Origin of the sequence: Cupriavidus pampae (genome assembly GCF_914271485.1) — a bacterium.
GTDB lineage: Bacteria > Pseudomonadota > Gammaproteobacteria > Burkholderiales > Burkholderiaceae > Cupriavidus > Cupriavidus pampae.
Window position 1 is genome coordinate 266954 of record NZ_CAJZAG010000011.1, and the last position, 17968, is coordinate 284921.

Annotated in this window: 18 protein-coding genes; 7 read left to right on the forward strand and 11 right to left on the reverse strand. The window is 63.0% G+C overall.

The window, feature by feature from the left end; all coding sequences use genetic code 11:
- Positions 1–103 precede the first annotated feature (103 nt).
- The 4 genes from LDO41_RS26740 to LDO41_RS26755 all read left to right on the forward strand — a co-directional run bounded on the left by LDO41_RS26740 (position 104) and on the right by LDO41_RS26755 (position 4454).
- The gene (locus tag LDO41_RS26740; protein WP_223993845.1) at positions 104–943 is read left to right on the forward strand and encodes a hypothetical protein; all 840 of its coding nucleotides are present in this window, start codon (positions 104–106) and stop codon (positions 941–943) included.
- A 100-nt stretch (positions 944–1043) separates the two neighbouring features.
- A complete protein-coding gene (locus LDO41_RS26745; RefSeq protein WP_223993847.1) occupies positions 1044–2462 on the forward strand; it encodes an NHL repeat-containing protein in 1419 nt (472 codons plus the stop codon).
- Positions 2463–2802: 340 nt separating this feature from the next.
- On the forward strand, positions 2803–3915 hold the full coding sequence (locus tag LDO41_RS26750) for a catalase family peroxidase (protein ID WP_223993848.1): 1113 nt from the start codon (positions 2803–2805) through the stop codon (positions 3913–3915).
- Entirely contained in the window at positions 3912–4454 is a 543-nt protein-coding gene (locus LDO41_RS26755; protein ID WP_223993849.1) for a cytochrome b, read from the forward strand. Before LDO41_RS26750 ends, LDO41_RS26755 begins: the two co-directional genes overlap by 4 nt.
- Positions 4455–4488: 34 nt before the next feature.
- Here LDO41_RS26755 and LDO41_RS26760 read toward each other — a convergent pair whose 3' ends face one another.
- The 5 genes from LDO41_RS26760 to LDO41_RS26780 all read right to left on the reverse strand — a co-directional run bounded on the left by LDO41_RS26760 (position 4489) and on the right by LDO41_RS26780 (position 10470).
- The gene (locus tag LDO41_RS26760) at positions 4489–5406 is read right to left on the reverse strand and encodes a LysR substrate-binding domain-containing protein (protein WP_223993850.1); all 918 of its coding nucleotides are present in this window, start codon (positions 5404–5406) and stop codon (positions 4489–4491) included.
- Between the two features lie 72 nt (positions 5407–5478).
- On the reverse strand, positions 5479–6879 hold the full coding sequence (locus tag LDO41_RS26765; protein WP_223993851.1) for a M20 family metallopeptidase: 1401 nt from the start codon (positions 6877–6879) through the stop codon (positions 5479–5481).
- A gap of 3 nt (positions 6880–6882) precedes the next feature.
- Positions 6883–7854, reverse strand: a complete 972-nt coding sequence (locus LDO41_RS26770; protein WP_223993852.1) for a Bug family tripartite tricarboxylate transporter substrate binding protein — start codon at positions 7852–7854, stop codon at positions 6883–6885.
- Positions 7855–8027: 173 nt separating this feature from the next.
- Positions 8028–8921, reverse strand: a complete 894-nt coding sequence (locus LDO41_RS26775; RefSeq protein WP_223993853.1) for an NAD(P)-dependent oxidoreductase — start codon at positions 8919–8921, stop codon at positions 8028–8030.
- Positions 8922–8967: 46 nt separating this feature from the next.
- Entirely contained in the window at positions 8968–10470 is a 1503-nt protein-coding gene (locus LDO41_RS26780; protein WP_223993858.1) for an aldehyde dehydrogenase family protein, read from the reverse strand.
- 288 nt (positions 10471–10758) lie between these two features.
- Here LDO41_RS26780 and LDO41_RS26785 point away from each other — a divergent pair, with 288 nt between their 5' ends.
- Positions 10759–11139 (forward strand): carboxymuconolactone decarboxylase family protein, encoded by a 381-nt coding sequence (locus tag LDO41_RS26785; RefSeq protein WP_223993860.1) that lies wholly within the window; start codon positions 10759–10761, stop codon positions 11137–11139.
- Between the two features lie 86 nt (positions 11140–11225).
- On the opposite strand, the gene LDO41_RS26790 is transcribed toward LDO41_RS26785, so the two are convergent.
- From LDO41_RS26790 to LDO41_RS26805, 4 genes are all read right to left on the reverse strand, one after another.
- Complete coding sequence (locus LDO41_RS26790; protein WP_223993862.1) at positions 11226–13421, reverse strand: phosphocholine-specific phospholipase C; 2196 nt, start codon at positions 13419–13421, stop codon at positions 11226–11228.
- Between the two features lie 48 nt (positions 13422–13469).
- The gene (locus LDO41_RS26795) at positions 13470–13667 is read right to left on the reverse strand and encodes a hypothetical protein (protein ID WP_223993864.1); all 198 of its coding nucleotides are present in this window, start codon (positions 13665–13667) and stop codon (positions 13470–13472) included.
- Between the two features lie 337 nt (positions 13668–14004).
- A complete protein-coding gene (gene alr / locus LDO41_RS26800; protein WP_223993866.1) occupies positions 14005–15105 on the reverse strand; it encodes an alanine racemase in 1101 nt (366 codons plus the stop codon).
- 135 nt (positions 15106–15240) lie between these two features.
- On the reverse strand, positions 15241–15585 hold the full coding sequence (locus LDO41_RS26805; protein ID WP_223993868.1) for an HIT family protein: 345 nt from the start codon (positions 15583–15585) through the stop codon (positions 15241–15243).
- A 209-nt stretch (positions 15586–15794) separates the two neighbouring features.
- Between LDO41_RS26805 and LDO41_RS26810 the strand changes: the two genes are divergently transcribed.
- Complete coding sequence (locus LDO41_RS26810; RefSeq protein ID WP_223993869.1) at positions 15795–16220, forward strand: PH domain-containing protein; 426 nt, start codon at positions 15795–15797, stop codon at positions 16218–16220.
- A 50-nt stretch (positions 16221–16270) separates the two neighbouring features.
- On the forward strand, positions 16271–16483 hold the full coding sequence (locus LDO41_RS26815) for a GSU2403 family nucleotidyltransferase fold protein (RefSeq protein WP_223993947.1): 213 nt from the start codon (positions 16271–16273) through the stop codon (positions 16481–16483).
- A gap of 60 nt (positions 16484–16543) precedes the next feature.
- Here LDO41_RS26815 and LDO41_RS26820 read toward each other — a convergent pair whose 3' ends face one another.
- Positions 16544–17011, reverse strand: coding sequence for an HIT family protein (locus LDO41_RS26820; protein ID WP_223993870.1), 468 nt, complete (start codon positions 17009–17011; stop codon positions 16544–16546).
- Entirely contained in the window at positions 17008–17964 is a 957-nt protein-coding gene (locus LDO41_RS26825; RefSeq protein ID WP_223993871.1) for a ThiF family adenylyltransferase, read from the reverse strand. The genes LDO41_RS26820 and LDO41_RS26825 overlap by 4 nt, the downstream gene beginning before the upstream one ends.
- Between the last annotated feature and the right edge of the window lie 4 nt (positions 17965–17968).

Below are 17968 nucleotides of genomic sequence, written 5' to 3' on the forward strand. Positions count from 1 at the left end.
CATGGCTTTTTTCATGGCAAAGACGCGTTAGAGTATCTGCGAGAATGTTGCCGTATGCCGTTATTGCGCATAGGGCGACGGAAGCGTTAGAGGGCTGTTGGCGATGAGTATTCTGAGTTTGTTCAAGCGGAGAAATAAGAAGGCGCGCGTGCGCAAGCCGGGGCCGGCACAGGATGCGGCCGCCGTGGGTACCCCTGCGCCCGCCGCGCGGCCGGCGCCACCGATCGTGAGCCTGCCGCAGAGCGCGTACGACCGCGTCTATGCGGAGGTCATGACCACCGTCGACGGGCTTTCCGCGGACGATGCCGCTGAACTGCTGCTGCTCGTCAAGGAGAGCGGCAGCGATGGCCTGAACCTCGGTGGCTATTTCACACGCGGCTATGAGCGTTTCTTCAAGAACCGCGACTGGCGCTGGCGCGAGTACGACGAGTGGCGCGAGGCATTCGAAAAGCTCGGCGCGTTCCCGTCCAACTGGACTGATATCCATCACGTCCCCACGCCCGCGAATCGGCCCACGCATACGCGTCTGCTCGACATCGATGCGGTGGAGCTCGAGCACTACCTGACCGAGGTTGGCGTGCCGTTCGAAGCATCGCTGCAGAAGGCGCAGCTAGCCTCGATGGCTGAACATACCGAAGGGCTGAAATCCTCGCGGCTGTGGACGCGTTTGCTGAAGAAGGAAGAATTGGCGGTGCAGGAAGCGATCGCGCGCCGGCCCAAGGTGCTGTACGACCTGCTGATGCGAACCATCGCCTATCGCGCGAAAAGCATTCGCGATCTCGAGCGTGCGCAGGCGCTGGGCATCAGGAAGCATGAGGTGATGCTCGCGTTCGAAGCCGACCGGCGCTTTGTAGATCTTGCACGCAAGAAGAACCCCGAGGCGGTGCCGCCTTATTATCCGAACGATTTTACGCAGTTGCGGCCGATACTCGAAAATGATTGACGTGTAACCGGAATAATCGGGATAAATGTTCGTTGTAATGCGCCGATAGGAAGAGTGGGTGGCCACTGCCATCGCACCCTTTCGACCATTACAACTAACAATGAAACCTCTTCGTTCGCGTCACCACAATTCGCGCCGCGGTCTCGCGGTAGCCACCGTCTCTTCGATCTGCCTCGCGGTCACCATTCTCGCTGCCTGCGGTGGTGGCGACGATGCGGCTGCGCCGTCTGCTCCTGCGCAAGTTCCGGCGACGCCGAATAACCCCAACGTTCCCGTCACACCGCAACTGCCTGCCACCTACACGGTGGGCGGCATGCTTGCCGGCCTCGCGAGCAGCGCGACGGTGATCCTGCAAAACAACGGCGTTGACGCGCTCTCGCTGTCCGCGAGCGGTGCATTCACGTTCCCGACCTCGGTGACCGATGTCTATGCGGTGACGGTCGGCACGCAGCCCTCGGGCCAGACCTGTACCGTGACAAATGGCGCCGGCACGGCAAGCGCCAACGTGACCGACGTCACCGTCAATTGCGTGAACAACCCGCCGCCGCAGCCGCAGGTCTCGACGTTCGCGGGCGACGGTACGCCGGGTTCCGCCGACGGCACCCTTGCCACGGCCAGGTTCCTGTCGGCGGCCGGCATGTCCTTCGATGCAGCCGGCAACCTTTACCTCGCCGACCTGGACAACCAAGCCATTCGCAAAATTACGCCGGGGGGCGTGGTCAGCACGATCGCCGGTAATACCCATGCGATGGGCGCCGCCGATGGAGCTGCCGCCACGGCAACCTTCAAGTATCCCTCTGGCGTCATCGCCGACAGCGTCGGCAACGTGTACGTGGTCGATCAGAGCAATCATCGCATCCGCCAGATCGATAACACCAACACCGTTTCGACTCTCGCCGGCTCCACCGCGGGCTATCTCGATGGCACCGGTACCGGCGCGCAGTTCAACTCGCCGTACGCGGGCGTGGTCGATGCAGTCGGCAATCTGTACGTGACCGAGTTCAGCAACAACCGTATCCGCAAGATCACGCCGGGCGGTGTGGTCACGACCTTTGCCGGCTCGACGGGCGGCTATCTCGATGGCACCGGCACGGGCGCGCAGTTCCAGTCGCCGAGCGGCATTGCCATCGATGCGAGCGGCAATCTGTACGTGGCCGACACGTCCAACAACAAGATCCGCAAGATCACGCCTGCCGGTGTCGTCACGACAATCGCTGGCTCCACCTACGGTTTTGCCGACGGCACCGGTACGGCTGCCCAGTTCGCCGCACCGTTTGGCCTCGCGCTGGATGCGGACGGCAACCTGTACGTGGCCGACCGCGGCAACAACCGCATCCGCAAGATCACGCCCGCCGGCGTGGTCACGACGATCGCCGGTGACGGCACCGCGGGCAATACCAACGGCGACGGCAATGTCGCCCGCTTCAGCAACCCGACGTACCTCGCGATCGATGCGGCGAAGAACCTCTACGTGACGGAACTGAACGGCCTCGTCATCCGCAAGATCGTCTTGCAGTGACGCGAAGGCGCGCGCGTAGCGCGCGCCACGATGTCTAACCGGTTTGCGGCAGCCTCGCCACGGGCTGCCGCTTTTTTATTGGCTAGGTGCGATTGCATTCGACAAGGAATGCCGGATTGCATCGACACCGGCCTCTTGTCGTCCCAGCTTACGAAATTTCCGCCTCCAACTTCACTTTTTGTCCTATACAAACGTATAGGACGATCAAGCCAGAACGTTGGACGCGACAAGCCATCGTCGGATGGTTTCCTGGCGCCCCGTGGCATACCTTGCCATGGTGGCGATTGTTCCGTCGCTGCCCCCCACAAAACCAGTTGCTGTCCATACAGCAGGAGTGACCATGGACCAAGACAAGCGGAACCCTTCGGGGCTTCCACCCAGACTCGGCCCCGCCGCGCTGGCGATCCGCTTCGGCGTGATCGGGCTGGCGACGTTATGCCTTGCGGGCGCCTTTGCCTACACGGGCGGATGGCTGACCCCCGAACGGCTTTCGCCGCATCGGGTCATCGATGGCTTCGAGGCCACCAGTGGCAAACACATCGGCTTTCGGCGTAACCACGCCAAAGGCGTCTGTGCCACGGGCTGGTTCGATGCTACCGGCGCCGCCGGGCCATACAGCAAGGCCCGTCTGCTGACACCTGGTCACTACCCCGTGGTGGGCCGCTTTGCATTTGCCGGCGGCATGCCGTATGTCCCGGACGCACCGGGGCTAATTCGCAGCCTGGCGCTGCAGATCAAACCCTCGGGTGGCGAGGAATGGCGCATGGCGATGATCGATATTCCGGTCTTCCCGTTTGCCAACGTCGACACGTTCTATGAACAGATGATGACGTCGGTGCCAGATCCCAAGACCGGCAAGCCCGATCCCGACAAGATGAAGGCGTTCGTCGCAGCGCATCCCGAGTTCCTGACAGCGTATGGCCTCGTTGGCAAGCGCGTGGCGTCGTCGGGCTTTGCCAACACCACCTACAACGGGCTCAACACGTTCCTGTTCGTCAATCATGAGGGCGTGTCGGTGCCGGTGCGCTGGTCGGTGGTACCCGAGCAGGCGTTTGCGCCGCTGGGGCCGAAGCTGGAGGACAAGAACTACCTGTTCGACGCGCTGATCGCTGACGCCGCCAAGCCGCTCAAGTGGAAGGTCCTCGTGACTATCGGTCAGGCCGACGATCCAGTGCGGCCAGATCTGCCGTGGCCCGAGACGCGCAAGCAGATCGATATCGGCACAGTGACGCTCGACAAGCTGGTGGGCGAGGACAGCGCGGGTGCTGCCTGCACCGATATCACGTTCGATCCGACCGTGTTGCCCGCAGGTATCAGCACGTCCGCCGATGGCATTCCGGCCGCGCGGTCGGCGGCCTATGCACGCTCGTTCCTGCTGCGTGAGCACGAACGCTCGGCCAAGCCGCCTAGCGCTGTAACGGAATCCGAAGTGAACGCGGGAGGCAAATCATGAGCAACAACGTCCAGGGCTTCTCCTTCATTTCGCGCGCCTTGCACTGGGTCATGGCGGTGCTGATCGTGGCGATGCTGTTTATTGGTATTGGCATGGTGTCGACAGTGTCGGAGCGCTATACGACGCTGCTGACGCTGCACCGGCCGATCGGGATCGCGATCTTCCTGCTGGCCGTGCTGCGTGTGATCAACCGTCTGACGCATCGGCCGCCGCCGCTGCCAGCCTCGCTGTCCGCGCCGCAACGCGTGGCCGCGCATGCTTCGCATCTGGCGTTGTACGCGCTGATGCTGGCGATGCCGCTCGTAGGCTGGGGCATGCAATCGGCCGGCGGGTTTCCGATCGTGCTGTTTGGCCAGACCGAGCTGCCGCCGATTCTGCCGCATAGCCCGCAGCTTTATGCGTTCCTGCGCGAGGCGCATACGATTGGTGCGTTTGCGTTGTTTGCGGTGTTGCTGTTGCACTTTGCAGCCGCGCTCTATCACGGGCTGGTGCGGCGTGATGGCGTGCTGGAGTCGATGACGACTGGCAAGGCGCAGTGAGGGTTGGGGGCCCTCACCCCAGGGCCCCCAACCCCTACTTCGCGCCCTTGCGCAACATGCGGCTGTATGAGATCAGCATCTTGGCGAACTCGCCGGTGATCGGAGGTAGCGGCACCGCGGTACGCTGCACCAGGCAAAGGTCGGCCGGTGGGATCGCTTCGGCGATGCGGATCTCGCGCAGCGCGTCCTGAAAGCCCTCCTGCTCCAGCGCAATCCTTGGCGCCAGAAACAGCAGGTCCGTGCGCGACACCAGATTGAGCGTGTCGTACAGCGACTCCACCGTAACCACGATATTGGGCGTGTCCAGCCCGGCATGGTGAAACATGTCGACCAGCCGGTTCGACGGCAGGCCAGCCTGACCCGGTGGTCGCGTGTTGACCCATTCGCACTCGGCCAGCGACTTGATGGCGCGCGCGCGTTCGAGCGGGTGTCCCACGCGGCAGACGATCGCCGGTTCCGATTTAGCGAGCCGCGTGCTCGTGAGGTCCGTCACATCGGTGCGACGCGACACCAGCGTCAGCGCAAAATCCAGCCGCCCCTCGCGAATGCCGCTCAGCAGCGAACTAGCCGGGCCGCTTGCCAGATGCACAGAGAACTGCGGAAAGCGCTGGCGAAATGCACGCAGCACCGGCGGTACGATACGCGCGAACGCTTCCGACGATACCCCGACGTTCATCGAGCCCACCAGATTGCCCTGAAAGCTCTGAAACTCCTGTTCGGTGCGTTCGCACTCGCCGAGGATGATGCGCGAGCGCGCGAGTAGCGTCTCGCCGGGGCCGGTCAACACGATGCCGCGATTGCCACGCGCGAACAGGCTCACGCCGAGCGAGGCCTCGAGCCGCTTGATCTGCTGCGTCAGCCCGCTTTGGGCAAGCTCGAGCGAACGCGCGGCGGCGCGGATGCTCCCATGTTCGACGACGGCGGCAAACGCCCTCAACTGATCCAGGGTCATGACGGGAGACAGGCGTTGATGATCAATATCCGCTAGTGAACACTGCGGCCGATCCCGCTGTCAAACCCGCATCTAAACGCCGACACCCGCGGGTAACGTGCCCCGCTCGCCCAGATCCCAGTACAGACCGGCCATGATCCGCAGCCCCTCGCGCGTGACATCGGTCAGCATATGTTCGTCGGGACCATGCTGCGCGCAGGCCGGATACGAGTGTGGCACCCAGATCGTCGGCAACTTCAGCACATCGGCGAACACATCGTTGGGCAGCGTGCCCGCGAGGTTCGGCAGCACGGCTGGCGCCGTACCGGTACTGGCTTCGATCGAATCCGACGCCCATTGCACCCACGGATGATCGACATCGAGGCGCGTGGCGGCGCCACTCATCGTGATGCTCACCTCCACCTCGCCAAACCCATGCGCATCGAGATGTCGACGCAGGATCGACTCCAGCTCCTGCCACCGCGTGCCCACCACGAAACGCAACTGGCAATGCGCGACGGCCGCGGGCGGAATCGCATTGACCGGACGCTGCGGCGAGCCCGCGCCGAGCGCCAGCACCTCGATCGTGTTCCACGCGACCAGCCGCTCGGCCGCCGTCAGATCCGGCTCGCCCCAGCCCGTTGTGAACGGCGGATCGTCCTTGCCACCGCCCAGTTCAATATCCGCGAGTGCGGCGCGCACCGCATCGGGAATCGCGGGCGGCAACAGCTCGGAGACCAGCATCCGCCCCTGTGCATCGACGATCGTGGCCAGCGCATTAGCGAGCACGCTGGCCGGATTGGAGATCACGCCGCCCCAGTTGCCCGAGTGATACGCGCGTTCGCGCGCGCGCATCGACAACGTGAAGTTGACCATGCCGCGCGAGCCGAGAAACAGCGTGGGGCGACCCGCCGCGACACGCGGACCATCGCAGCCGATAAACAGGTCCGCGCGCAGCTGCGCCACATTGGCCTCGCAGAATTCGCGCAAGCCCGGCGAGCCAGCTTCCTCGCCCATCTCCATCAGCACGAGCACGTTGTAGCCGAGCTTGCCGCCCCGCGTGCTCAGCACGTGCTCGAGCGCCGCGAGGTTGATTGTGTGCTGACCCTTGTTGTCGGCGGTGCCGCGCCCATACCAACGGTCGCCATCGACGGTCAGCGCCCAGGGCCCCCGCCCCTTGCGCCAGCTCGCCTCCTGCCCGTTGACCACATCGCCGTGCCCGTAAGTCAGCACGGTGGGCGCTGCAGGATCTTCCACCCGCCGCGCCACAAGAAACGGCCCGCCGGTCGCCACCGGGTTCGGCGACACCGTGACCTCGAAACCAAGACGCTCCAGCCACGGCACCATCTCGGCATCGAAATACTCGCCCAACGCGGCAGGGTCCGCGCCAAGGTCGCTCTCGGAGCGGATCGCGACGCGACGCGCGAGGTCGGTGAACAACTGGCCTTGATCGAGATATTGCAGCGCGGATTGCAGGGCGGTGGAACGTGTCATGGTTCAGTCTTGCATCATGTTGTTGGCCTTGGCGACTGGCGCCAGCTTCTTGGTGTCGGCGCGCACGGCTTCGGTGTACTTGGCCGGCGCACCGTACTCAGGGTCGAAGCCGAGGTTCACGAGCTTCTCCTGGAGCGCGGGGTCCGCCATCACACCAGCCAGTTCCGTCACGAGCTTCTGCTTGATCGGGGCCGGCACACCCTTCGGTGCGACGATTGCAAACCACGAATCCATACGGAAGCCAGGAAAGCCGCTCTCGGCGATCGTCGGCACGTTCGGCAGCATCGGATTGCGTTTGGTACCGGTGACGGCCAGCGCGCGCACCTTGCCGCCCTTGAGCGCCGCCACCGAGGCGGGCACCGCATCGAAGCTCAGCGGAATCTGTCCACCCATCACATCCGTCATGGCAGGAGCGCTGCCCTTGTACGGGACATGCAGCACCTTGACGCCCGCCGCGTTCCACAGCATTTCGCCGGCAAAGTTCACGGTGGAGCCGGTGCCATGCGAGCCATACGAGTACGTGCCCGGCTTGGCCTTGATATCCGCCAGCAGTTGCGGCAGGGTCTGCGCCGCCACGCCGCTGTTGGCCAGCAGTACGAGCGAGGCGCTGCCCACCAGTCCAATCGGATCGAAGCTCGACTCGGGGTTGTAGTTGAGCTTGCTGTAGATGATCGGGTTCACCACGAACGTCGTCGACGTTCCAAGCAGCAGCGTGTAGCCATCGGGCGTCGCGCGCGAGACCTGCTCCGCGCCGACGATCGTTGCCGCGCCGGGCTTGTAGTCGATGACGACCTGTTGCTTCAGGCGCTCGCTCAGCTGTATGGATACCAGGCGCGCCACCGAGTCCACGCTGCCGCCGGGGGGAAACGGCACCACCAGGCGGATCGGACGATCAGGAAATTCCGCCAGCGCGGCGCCGGACAGCAGCGCGATGGATACGCCAACACAGGAAACGAGAATCCGCGGGAAAGACATCTTGCACTCCAGGATGATCAGTGGGACGGTGGTTGCTTACCTTCAGATTGCACCGGCTGGCAGGCCGGCGGCGGTTGGCGGAAGAGACTGTTGGGAATCACTGCCGCATCCTCGGGTGATCTCACCTCTGTGCGAATGCGGCATCGGTACAGGAGCAGCTACGACGACACGGTTCAGGCGCGCGCCGGCGAGGTGCTCCGTTCGAAGTTGACGATGCGGTTGAAATCCTCGCCATCGGCCAGCGCGGAGGCGCTGGATTTCCAGATATCGCCGATCACATCGACAGCCGGCAGGTCCAGACCCAGTGCTTCGCCCAGCGACACGGCGAGGTTCACATCCTTGCGCATCAACTGCATCGTAAAGCCAGAGGCGTACGTGTTGTTCAGGATACGGTTCGGATAGTTGAACAGCGTCACGCCGCTGCGGCCCGAGCCCGCGTTGACGGCTTCAATCAGCTGCTCGGTGGAGATGCCTGCCGCATTGGCCAGGCGGAACGCCTCGCTCGCGGTGACCAGATGCGACGCGGTCAGCAGATTGTTGATCAGCTTGGCCACGTGGCCCGCGCTGACGTCGCCGATATGGAAGCGCTTGGTACCGAGCGCCGACAACACCGGATGCGCGTGCGTGACGTCCGCCTCCGAGCCACCGATAAACATCGTGAGTTCGCCCTTGAGCGCGCCGCTCGGGCCGCCGCTCACCGGTGCATCGACGAAGCGGATGCCCTTGTCCTTGAGTGCGACCGCGAGTTCGCGCGTCACCTGCGGATCGGCGGTGGTGGTATCGATCAGCAGCAGTCCCGGCTTTGCCAGCGCGAGCAGACCGCCCTCGCCTTCCAGCAGCGCCCGCACGATAGCCGAGGTCGGCAGCGACAGCACGATGGTCGCGCACTCGCGGGCCAGCTGCGCCAGATCTGTGCCCACTGGAATGCCTGCCTCGCGTGCCGCATTGACGGCCTGCTCGGATTTGTCGAGACCCAGCACGGCATAGCCGGCGCGCTGCAGCGAGAGCGCCATGCCGCGGCCCATGTTGCCGAGACCGATGACGCCTACGGATTTGGTGTTTTCCATCGTCAGACCTGATAAGAAATAAAGCGTGAACGGAGGTGAAGAAGAGTCAGCAACCTGCGGCGATCGGTACCCAGACGCTCTTGGTTTTGGTGTATTCGTATAAACATTCGGCGCCGCTGGAGCGGCCGTAACCACTGCTGTCGTTGCCGCCGAACGGCGACGCAACGTGCATGTCGCGGTACATGTTGATCCACAGCAGACCGGCATTGACCTGCGCGGCGACACGATGCGCACGCGCGATGTCGCGCGTCCAGACCGCGCCGGCCAGTGCAAACTCGCTGTCGTTGGCGATGTCGATGGCTTCGGCCTCGGTGTCGAAGGGAATCGCTACGACGACTGGCCCAAACACCTCCTCGCGTGCGATGCGCATGGTGTTGTTGACGTGACTCAGCACGGTCGGCTTCACATACAAGCCAGGTTCGTGCGATTCGTGACCGTCGCCAGTGACGCCACCGGTCACGAGTTGCGCGCCTTCCTCGAGTCCCATGGCGATCATGCGCTGGATCCGTTCGAACTGCGGGCGGTTGTTGATGGGGCCACCATCGGCCGTTTCATCGAGCGGATGGCCAATGCGGTACTCGGCGACCGCACGGCCGACGGTTTCGACAAAGCGATCGTAGACCGCACGCTGCACCAGCAGCCGCGATCCCGCCGCGCAGTTCTGCCCCGTATTGGCGCAGGCGGCGATCACGGCCGCTTTGCAGGCCTGTTCAAGGTTGGCATCGTCGAACACGATATTGGCCGACTTGCCGCCCAGCTCCAGCAGACACGAGATCGGACGCTGCGCCGCGGCGGCGTTCACCGCGCGTCCGGTTTGCGTCGAGCCGACGAACACCACCTTCTTTGTGATCGGGTTGCCGATCGCCGTATCGCCGATGGTCTTGCCAAGACCGTTGACCACATTGAGCGTGCCCGTCGGCAGCCCGGCTTCGCGAGCGAGCCGGGCCAATGCCAGCGCGGTCAGCGGCGTCAGTTCGGAAGGCTTGAGCAGCACGGCATTGCCCATGGCCAGTGCCGGCGCGATGTTCCACGCCGCGAGATAGAGCGGGGAATTCCACGGCGTAATCGCGAGCACAACGCCTAGCGGTTCGCGCAGCGTGTAGTTGAGCTGACCGCCGGGCACCGGAATCACGCTACCGTGAAACTTGTCGGTCCAGCCCGCGTAGTAGCGGAAGATCTCCGCGACGGCGGCCACCTGCGCGCGCGCCGCCTTGATCGTCTTGCCGCTCGTGATCGCTTCCAGCCGCGCCAGTGGTTCGGCATCGCGCCGCACCAGTTGGCCAAGCTGCGCGAGTACTTCCCCGCGGCGCTGGGCGGAGTATGCGGCCCATTGCTTCTGCGCGGCCTGACAGCTGCGCAGCGCGGCGTCAACGATCGTCGTGTCCGTATCGGCGAACTGCAGCAGCGTCTGCTCCGTGGCGGGGTCGATCAGCGTCAGCGTGGCGCCGCTACCCGGCACCAGTTCAGCACCAATATAGGAGCCGATGTCCGTGGGCGAGCCCACGAGCGACGCGACGAGCGCATTGAAGTCCGACGAAGAATGATTCATGCCCCTGCCTTGCAAGAACGACACCCGAGCTGGGGTGCCTAACCGATGGCACGACGTTGATGCCGTCATGCGATGAGGCAAGTCTAGGGTTGCGATGGCGGGTAGCGAAAGATGCTAATTCTGTTCTCGCGATCACCATAAGTTCTCACGGGGAGCGTCAATCCGCCCCGATCACAAAGCGTGATCATGAGAACTGTGCAGGCATCTTTGCTTCTCTCCGAGCGCATTGCAGACTTTGCGCATCGGCTGGCAGGTGCCGGCTTCCCATCGAGAGCGCAAGGAGCGACCATGAGCAAGGAACTGTTTGACAAGGGCGAGCAGGTTCGCCGCGAAGTGCTGGGCGAGGAGTACGTGGTCAACTCCACGCGCAATACCGACGCCTTCAGCGAACCGATTCGCGAGTTCGCCATCAAGAACCTGTGGGGCGACATCTGGAGCCGTCCGGGCCTCGATCGTCGCGCGCGCAGTATCGGCGTGTTGTCGATCCTCGCGGCGCAAGGTCGTACCGGTGAACTCAAGACGCATATTCGCGCGGCGCTGAACAATGGCCTGACGCGCGAGGAAATCGGTGAGGTGTTCCTGCAGTCGGCGCTGTATTGCGGTATCCCCGCAGGCAGCGAGGCCACACGAGTGGCCAAGCTGCTGTTTGCGGAGATGGACGCGAAGTAGGCTCGCGAGAACCCGTACGCGCCGCCACCCTCAGGGAGAGGGTGGTGTGTCGAGCGCCGACCTACACCTGACCTTACACCTGCCCCTTACACCTGACCCATCGCCGGATCGCTGACCGAGTCCTTGCCGGTCTCGATGCGACCCGCGATGCGGCGGCTGAACGACGGTGCGGCGTCGCAAACGATCGCGAAGTCGTACCAGTTGCCGCTCTCGCCAAGCGGCCAGCTCAGTTCGCCGATGCGACCCGGTAGCACGGTCTGCGCCCACGGACCATCACCGCGATAGGCCTGCGCCGTGGCCGTGAAGGTCACCGGCTGCGTGCCGCGGTTGTACAGCTTGATCTGCAACGCGGGCGGATCGCACAGCTCGTAGCACACCTGAATCTCCGCGCCACCGCCGGCGCCCTGTTCGGCGGTGTTGCCGATGAACTCGCGGTGGTAGCCATTGGGGCCAAGCACCCACAGGTTGTACTTGCCGCCATCGGCGGTGGCGTTCCACACGCCTTCGAAGGTCTTGCCGGCTTCCACCACATAACGGCGCGGAATCGCATCGAGGTGCAGCTTGTCATAGACATGGAACACGGCGGCCGCGTTACCCGTGCTGCTGTTGGCAAAGGTCAGCGTGACCGTGCCGCCCGCATCCACGCGCGACGTGGTGTGCAGCTCATACGGCAGCGCCCGCGACGGACGCGAACCGGTTTCCTGCTTCGGCGCCACGCCGGCGGTCGGCACGGGAATCGCGGGCAGCGCCTTTTGCGACAGCGCGAGGTTGTCCACCGCGACCTTGGTGGTGCGGCCGGACAGCGTCGGCAATTTCTCGCTATTGGGATTCACGAAGTTGAAAGCCGACGTCAGGTCGCCGCACACCGCGCGACGGTACGCGCCGATCTGCGGCTCCTTGACGCCGAAGCGCTTCTCCAGGAACAGCAGTGTGGAGGTGTGGTCGAACGTCTGCGAGTTGACCCAGCCACCACGACTCCACGGCGACACCACCCACATCGGCACGCGCGGGCCCGGGCCGAACGGCTTGCCGTCCATCCTGAGCTGGTTGGCAGTGGCAGGCGTGTAGTTGAAATACTCGAACGCCATGTCCGCATCGGACAGCGTGCTGCCGCCCGCGAGTGTGCCATCGGCGTTGACCGACGGCGCGGACGGCGGCGGCAGGTGGTCGAAGAAGCCGTCGTTCTCGTCGTAGTTGATCAGCAGTACGGTCTTGCTCCATACCTCGGGGTTCGCGGTCAGTGCGTCGATCACCTGCTGCACGTACCAGCCGCCCTGCGCGGGGCTCGACGGCCCCGGATGCTCGCTGTACGTTGACGGCGCGATGATCCACGACACCGAAGGCAACGTGCCGTTCTGCACGTCGTCGCGCAGCGCCTGCAGGAAGCCGTCGGGCATGGTGTTGCTGAAGCCGCGCGCGAGCGGGCTCAGCGCGTCGTCGATGGCGGGATCATAGGCGGGCGACACAGCGGGCAGTGCCACCGGGCGGCGCGCCGCGGGCATCGATTCCATGGCCGCGCGCCAATGGCGGAAGCTCATCATCTCGTTGCAGCCGTAGTTGTCGGCGAGGCTTTGATATACCTTCCAGCTCACGCCGGCATCCACGAGACGATCGGCATAGGTCTTCCACGTCCAGCCCTGTGTCGACGGGCCCACGTCGTTGCCACCGTTGAACTCGTTGACCATGGCCGCGACGTTGTCACCGCTCGGCCCGTTGGTGCCCGTCCAGTAGAACAGACGGTTCGGGATCGTACCGGTGTGCATCGAACAGTGGTATGCATCGCACAGCGTGAAGGCGTCGGCCAGCGCGCGCTGGAACGGAATCTCGGCGGTCTCGTAGTACGACATCGACAGGCGGTTCTTCGCCACCGGCCAGCGATTCATGCGGCCATGGTCCCACGCGGCCTGCGCGTCGGGCCATGTATGCGGCGTGCTGCCGGCGCGCTGTGCATTGCCCAGCGTCGCATCGAGGCGATATGGCGGGACGATCGTGCCCGTGTTGTCGGTCTGGTACAGGATGTTCTTGCCATTCGCGAGCGGAATGCCGAAGCGATCGCCGTAGCCGCGCACGCCGCGGTACGTGCCGAAGTAGCTGTCGAACGCGCGGTTCTCGAGCATAAGCATGACGACGTGCTGCACGTCCTGGATCGTGCCGGTGGCGTTATTGGCTTCGATGGCCAGCGCGCGGCGAATGCTGGGAGGGAACGAGGCGAGCGTGGCCGCGGCAGCGGCGGTGCCCAACGTGTTGCGCAGGAACTTGCGCTTGGAAGGATTGAAAGTCATACCGGTCTGGTGTCCGTTGTCTGTTGTCTGTTCGTTTTTATGGTGACTTCAGGGTGCGGGCGCGCAATGAGCCGTCGCGCAAGCCGCGGGCGGCGTGCCGCCACCGGGATTGCCCGTGCTGGGATTGCCGCCTGCCGGTGGGTTGTTGTCGTCGCCCCCGCAGGCGCTCAACAACATGGACAGACACAGGATGCCGGCGCCGAGCAGAGGCCGGCCGTAATGGGAGATCGTACCTTTTCTTGTCATGGGTCATGATCCGCGCAACTGACCGAGCGCGAGCCGCGAGGGCTCGCACGGCATCGCGCAGTCGGCATCTCGGTGCCCGCGCGCGCCGTCGATGTGCCCGGCCGATCTCGGCCAGGATGGTTTCTGGGATTGGTTTTGCAGACCGGGCACCCCTCGACCGGGGGGTGCCGATCGAGAGAGGCGAAGTCTAGGAATCCGATGTGTCAGCGATGTGACTCGGAGAGAGGCAAAGCGGCCGCTTGAATAACCGAAGAGATAGTTGAGGCGGGCATATGCGCGTGGTATTTACGCGCGCGGTCGTTACTGTTGAAATTGTCTCGGTGGTAACGATCGGCGATCAGGACTCGATGCGCACCGGCACGCGCGGTGCCACCGCGCACATCAGCTCGTAACCAATCGTCCCGGCGGCGGCGGCCACATCGTCGATCGGCACGTGCTGCCCCCATAGTTCGACTGGGGTGCCGACTGCCGCGTCCGGACAGGCATCGAGATCGACGGCCAGCATGTCCATCGACACCCGACCGAGCGTGCGTGTGAGGCGGTCGCCCACACGCACCGGCGCGAAATGTCCGGCATGCGAGGAGGCGATGCGCGGATATCCATCGGCATAGCCGCACGCCACCACGCCGATGCGCTGGCGCCGCGTGGCCACATAGTGCGAGCCGTAACCCACCGCTTGTCCAGCTTCGATCTGCTGGATGCCGAGAATTCGGCTGGCCAGCGTCTGCGTTGGCATCAGGCCCGTATTGGCCAGGTCGCTCGCGCGGCCCGATGGTGAAGCGCCGTACAGCATGATCCCGGCACGCACCCAGTCATAGCGGCATTCGCGGTGCCACAGCGTCGCGGCGGAGTTGGCAAGCGATACCGGTCCGGGCAGATCGCGCGTGGTCGTCCGAAAGCTTTCCCATTGCGCGGAGATGCCGGTCTCGGTGTCCGCATCGGCGAAATGGCTCATATGGCCGAGGGTTCGAATGGCCTCGATTTCCTGCGCGCGCCGGAATGCGGCACGGTAGGCATCGGGGGCGAAGCCGAGCCGGTTCATGCCGGAGTTCAGCTTCAGGAACACATTCACGGACCCACGCGGCAGTCGTCCATCGCGCGAGGCGACTTCGAGCATGCGCAACTGCGCTTCGTCGTGGACTGCGGTGGTCAGGCGCAGCGAGGCGAGCAGCGGGATATCGCTCTCATCGAAGAACCCTTCGAGCAACAGGATCGGCTTGTCCCATCCCAGTTGGCGCAAGCGGACCGCCTCGTCGAGATCGAGCAACGCGAACCCATCCGCCGCCGAAAGCGCCGGATAGACGCGCTCGATGCCGTGCCCATAGGCATTCGCCTTGACGACGGCCCACACCTTCGAATCGGAACTGAGCCGCCGCGCGACGGCGAGATTGTTGGCGAGCGCGGAGAGATGAATCGTGGCGGAGATCGGCCGTGGCATGGCGGGGGCGTGATGGTTGCTGGAGCGTTTTACTTTCCGGAATGATTGCTATGTTAATGACGAGTGGGCAGCTTGAGTTGCTGAAAAATCTTGAAAAATCAGGAAAGATTACGGATGCGTGTTCGTTTGTGAGAGTCAGTGTATGCGGGTGCTATGGTGCATCACGTAGAACTTCACATGCGCGTGGTCCACGCCAAATCCACCCATATCGCACCCGGTCCGACCCACTTCCTTGAATGTGCGATCGAGCATGCGGCTGACGTCCTTCGCAGCGTCCAGCAATCGATCGACGATCGCAGGTTCCAGTGCGAGGAGATTGCTGCCGTGATGCGCCTTGGTCACGAGCACCGCAAACCCCGGCGTGTACGGATAGATCGAAAGAAACGCGATGTGGTGCTCGTCTTCCCAGATGGTGTGCGAAGGCGACGCGCCGGCGACCACCTGACAGAAGATGCAGTCCTGATGCTCGGTCTGGGCCATGGTCTTCGTCCTCTTTGGAAATTGGCAACGTATCGAAGCCGAGATTCACATGCGAGAGGACGAGGAACAATCAGCGTTTCGTTAATCTTGAAGCATCGCGGCCCTTTCCCAACGCAAGAGGGGTCAAGATTCTTGAGAAAGCGACGACATCTAACGATCGGGATCCAATCGATCTTCGTCTACAGCAATCCAATCAAAGGAGATAAACAATGGGGTCGTACGTCAACGCCAGCATCGCCGCTAACGAGACAATCGTTTACGAGGCAAAGGTGTCGTGGTTGTCTCAGCTACCGATCCTGATCCTGGGCCTGCTCACGCTGCCCTTCATGGGCATCGGGCTGATCTGCTTTATCGTCGCGTTCGTTCGCGTCTGGACGACCGAGCTTGCCATCACCGACAAGCGTGTCATCGCGAAGTTTGGTCTCATCAGCCGGAGCACTGTCGAAATGCGTCTGGCCAAGGTCGAGACTGTGCAGATCGACCAGTCGATTCTCGGCCGAATTCTCAACTACGGCTCGGTCGTTGTTTCGGGCGCCGGCGCACCACGGGCGCCTATCCCGGGAATCTCGTCGCCGCTCAACTTCCGGGGTCGGTTGAATGCGATTCTGGAGGAGCAGTTGACGCAGCAAGCGTGAGGACATCGACGGCGCCGCGCGCAACCTTCGAGGCGGCGCCGCGCGCAAGTGTGCTGCTAAGCGCGAAGCCATTCAGCGCACCGATCGTGGCAACGACGGGGAAGATGGCCAGAATGAGAACGATCGATCCGAAGACGTTCGTCGACTTCAAGCGATGGATGGCAGGACTGAGCGATCGAGACCCGGTAAAGGTGTCACGAGATCGTCTGCAGGCTGCAATCGTAGAAAAGCTGTTGACTGAGCGACTTGCGCATCTGAACTAACGGCATGCATATGGCCTCATTACGAATATGCAACGTGAAGCGCCATCTCGTTGCCGCCGCCTATGAACAACTCGCCCTGATCTTCGCGGCCATCGCCGCCAGATCACGTTCGTTGGCGCGCCGAAAGTCGTGCGATGAGATATAGCCTTCGTATGCCTCGAAGTACTTGTCCACGTTCGACTTGATTGGCCGCCATGCCCCGCGCGTGCCATGCATGGGGAAAAGCTTGATGTGCGCATGGTCCACGCCGAAGCCTTCCATGATGCAGCCTGTCCTGCCCACGTCGTCGAACGATCGATCGAGTAGCTGACCTACTTCCTTTGCGGCGAGCATGAGACGCTGGAGTGTGTTTGCATCGAGATTGAGAAGGTAACTGGGGTGGTGCTCCTTCGTGACGAGGACGGTAAAACCCGGCGTATTCGGATAGATCGAAAGGAAGGCCAGATGGTGGTCGTCCTCCCAGATCACGTGCGCGGGAGACGAGCCGGCGACAATCTGGCAAAAGACACAGTTTTGAATACTCGTCATCGTCTCTCCGCGACGACTCTATCGCCACACCAGATTTGAGCGAGATCCACCGTCTCGAGGCGATCTCTTTCGCACAGATAGTGCATACATGCCGCGGAAATGGCTCCAGCAATTTCCGTGTTCCCGGGACCGAAACTGGGACCAATGAATCCTGGACTTCGTACCCACGTCACGCCTCGCTCTCGACCGGCAACGCGACCGCAGTTCTTTGAGGCAAAGTAACCCCAATACTTTTGGAAGTAGGCCCCATACACGACCAACTCTCGGCACTCCTCCGAAAGGTGGCCTCCCAAGCCCAATGGCTCATCTGCCGACACAATAATCACATCATGGCTTCGGCTGAGACGCTTGGCGTCTTCTACGGTGATTGTCGCGGCAACGGCGGTGACCTCGACGCACGGGAAACGCTGCTCGATTGCGCTACGCAGTACTTCTACCTTCAGGCAGCCTATGTCACGAGTCGTCCAAAGAAATTGACGATTGAGGTTGCTCAGCTCGATGTGATCATGATCCACGAGGGTCACAGACTTGACGCCAGCGCCGGCTACGTTCAGTGCCGCTAGGGAACCAATTCCGCCGCAGCCTAGGACTAGTACGCTTGACGAACGTATAAGCGCCAGACGACGAAGCAGGTCTTCACAGGTGGCCGAGACGGTAGCCAAATATGAAAATGTCCGACTATAGACCGGGTCTGCAAGTATTTCCTTGCAACGTTTGATTGCAGACGCTTCCCCAAATAGTATGCAGTCCGATGCGATCAAAGCCTCCCAGAATCGCATCGGACCGTCGCCCTTCCCTAACTGGGCGACTCCCTGTCTTCCACAGACGTGCAGAGTGCCGTCATCGCTATAGCCAAACAACGTCGACGGCACGAGTAGTCCTATCGGTTCGCCGTTGGCGAACACCGTGCCGTCCTCGATGAAGTTCATCTCGTCCGAAAACTGCTTGTACATGGCG

Bases quoted from the DNA above. Each gene is read 5' to 3' on its own strand.
- LDO41_RS26740 (WP_223993845.1), top strand. From the start codon at position 104: ATGAGTATTCTGAGTTTGTTCAAGCGGAGAAATAAGAAGGCGCGCGTG.
- LDO41_RS26745 (WP_223993847.1), top strand. From the start codon at position 1,044: ATGAAACCTCTTCGTTCGCGTCACCACAATTCGCGCCGCGGTCTCGCG.
- LDO41_RS26750 (WP_223993848.1), top strand. From the start codon at position 2,803: ATGGACCAAGACAAGCGGAACCCTTCGGGGCTTCCACCCAGACTCGGC.
- LDO41_RS26755 (WP_223993849.1), top strand. From the start codon at position 3,912: ATGAGCAACAACGTCCAGGGCTTCTCCTTCATTTCGCGCGCCTTGCAC.
- LDO41_RS26760 (WP_223993850.1), bottom strand. From the start codon at position 5,406: ATGACCCTGGATCAGTTGAGGGCGTTTGCCGCCGTCGTCGAACATGGG.
- LDO41_RS26765 (WP_223993851.1), bottom strand. From the start codon at position 6,879: ATGACACGTTCCACCGCCCTGCAATCCGCGCTGCAATATCTCGATCAA.
- LDO41_RS26770 (WP_223993852.1), bottom strand. From the start codon at position 7,854: ATGTCTTTCCCGCGGATTCTCGTTTCCTGTGTTGGCGTATCCATCGCG.
- LDO41_RS26775 (WP_223993853.1), bottom strand. From the start codon at position 8,921: ATGGAAAACACCAAATCCGTAGGCGTCATCGGTCTCGGCAACATGGGC.
- LDO41_RS26780 (WP_223993858.1), bottom strand. From the start codon at position 10,470: ATGAATCATTCTTCGTCGGACTTCAATGCGCTCGTCGCGTCGCTCGTG.
- LDO41_RS26785 (WP_223993860.1), top strand. From the start codon at position 10,759: ATGAGCAAGGAACTGTTTGACAAGGGCGAGCAGGTTCGCCGCGAAGTG.
- LDO41_RS26790 (WP_223993862.1), bottom strand. From the start codon at position 13,421: ATGACTTTCAATCCTTCCAAGCGCAAGTTCCTGCGCAACACGTTGGGC.
- LDO41_RS26795 (WP_223993864.1), bottom strand. From the start codon at position 13,667: ATGACAAGAAAAGGTACGATCTCCCATTACGGCCGGCCTCTGCTCGGC.
- alr (WP_223993866.1), bottom strand. From the start codon at position 15,105: ATGCCACGGCCGATCTCCGCCACGATTCATCTCTCCGCGCTCGCCAAC.
- LDO41_RS26805 (WP_223993868.1), bottom strand. From the start codon at position 15,585: ATGGCCCAGACCGAGCATCAGGACTGCATCTTCTGTCAGGTGGTCGCC.
- LDO41_RS26810 (WP_223993869.1), top strand. From the start codon at position 15,795: ATGGGGTCGTACGTCAACGCCAGCATCGCCGCTAACGAGACAATCGTT.
- LDO41_RS26820 (WP_223993870.1), bottom strand. From the start codon at position 17,011: ATGACGAGTATTCAAAACTGTGTCTTTTGCCAGATTGTCGCCGGCTCG.
- LDO41_RS26825 (WP_223993871.1), bottom strand. From the start codon at position 17,964: ATGTACAAGCAGTTTTCGGACGAGATGAACTTCATCGAGGACGGCACG.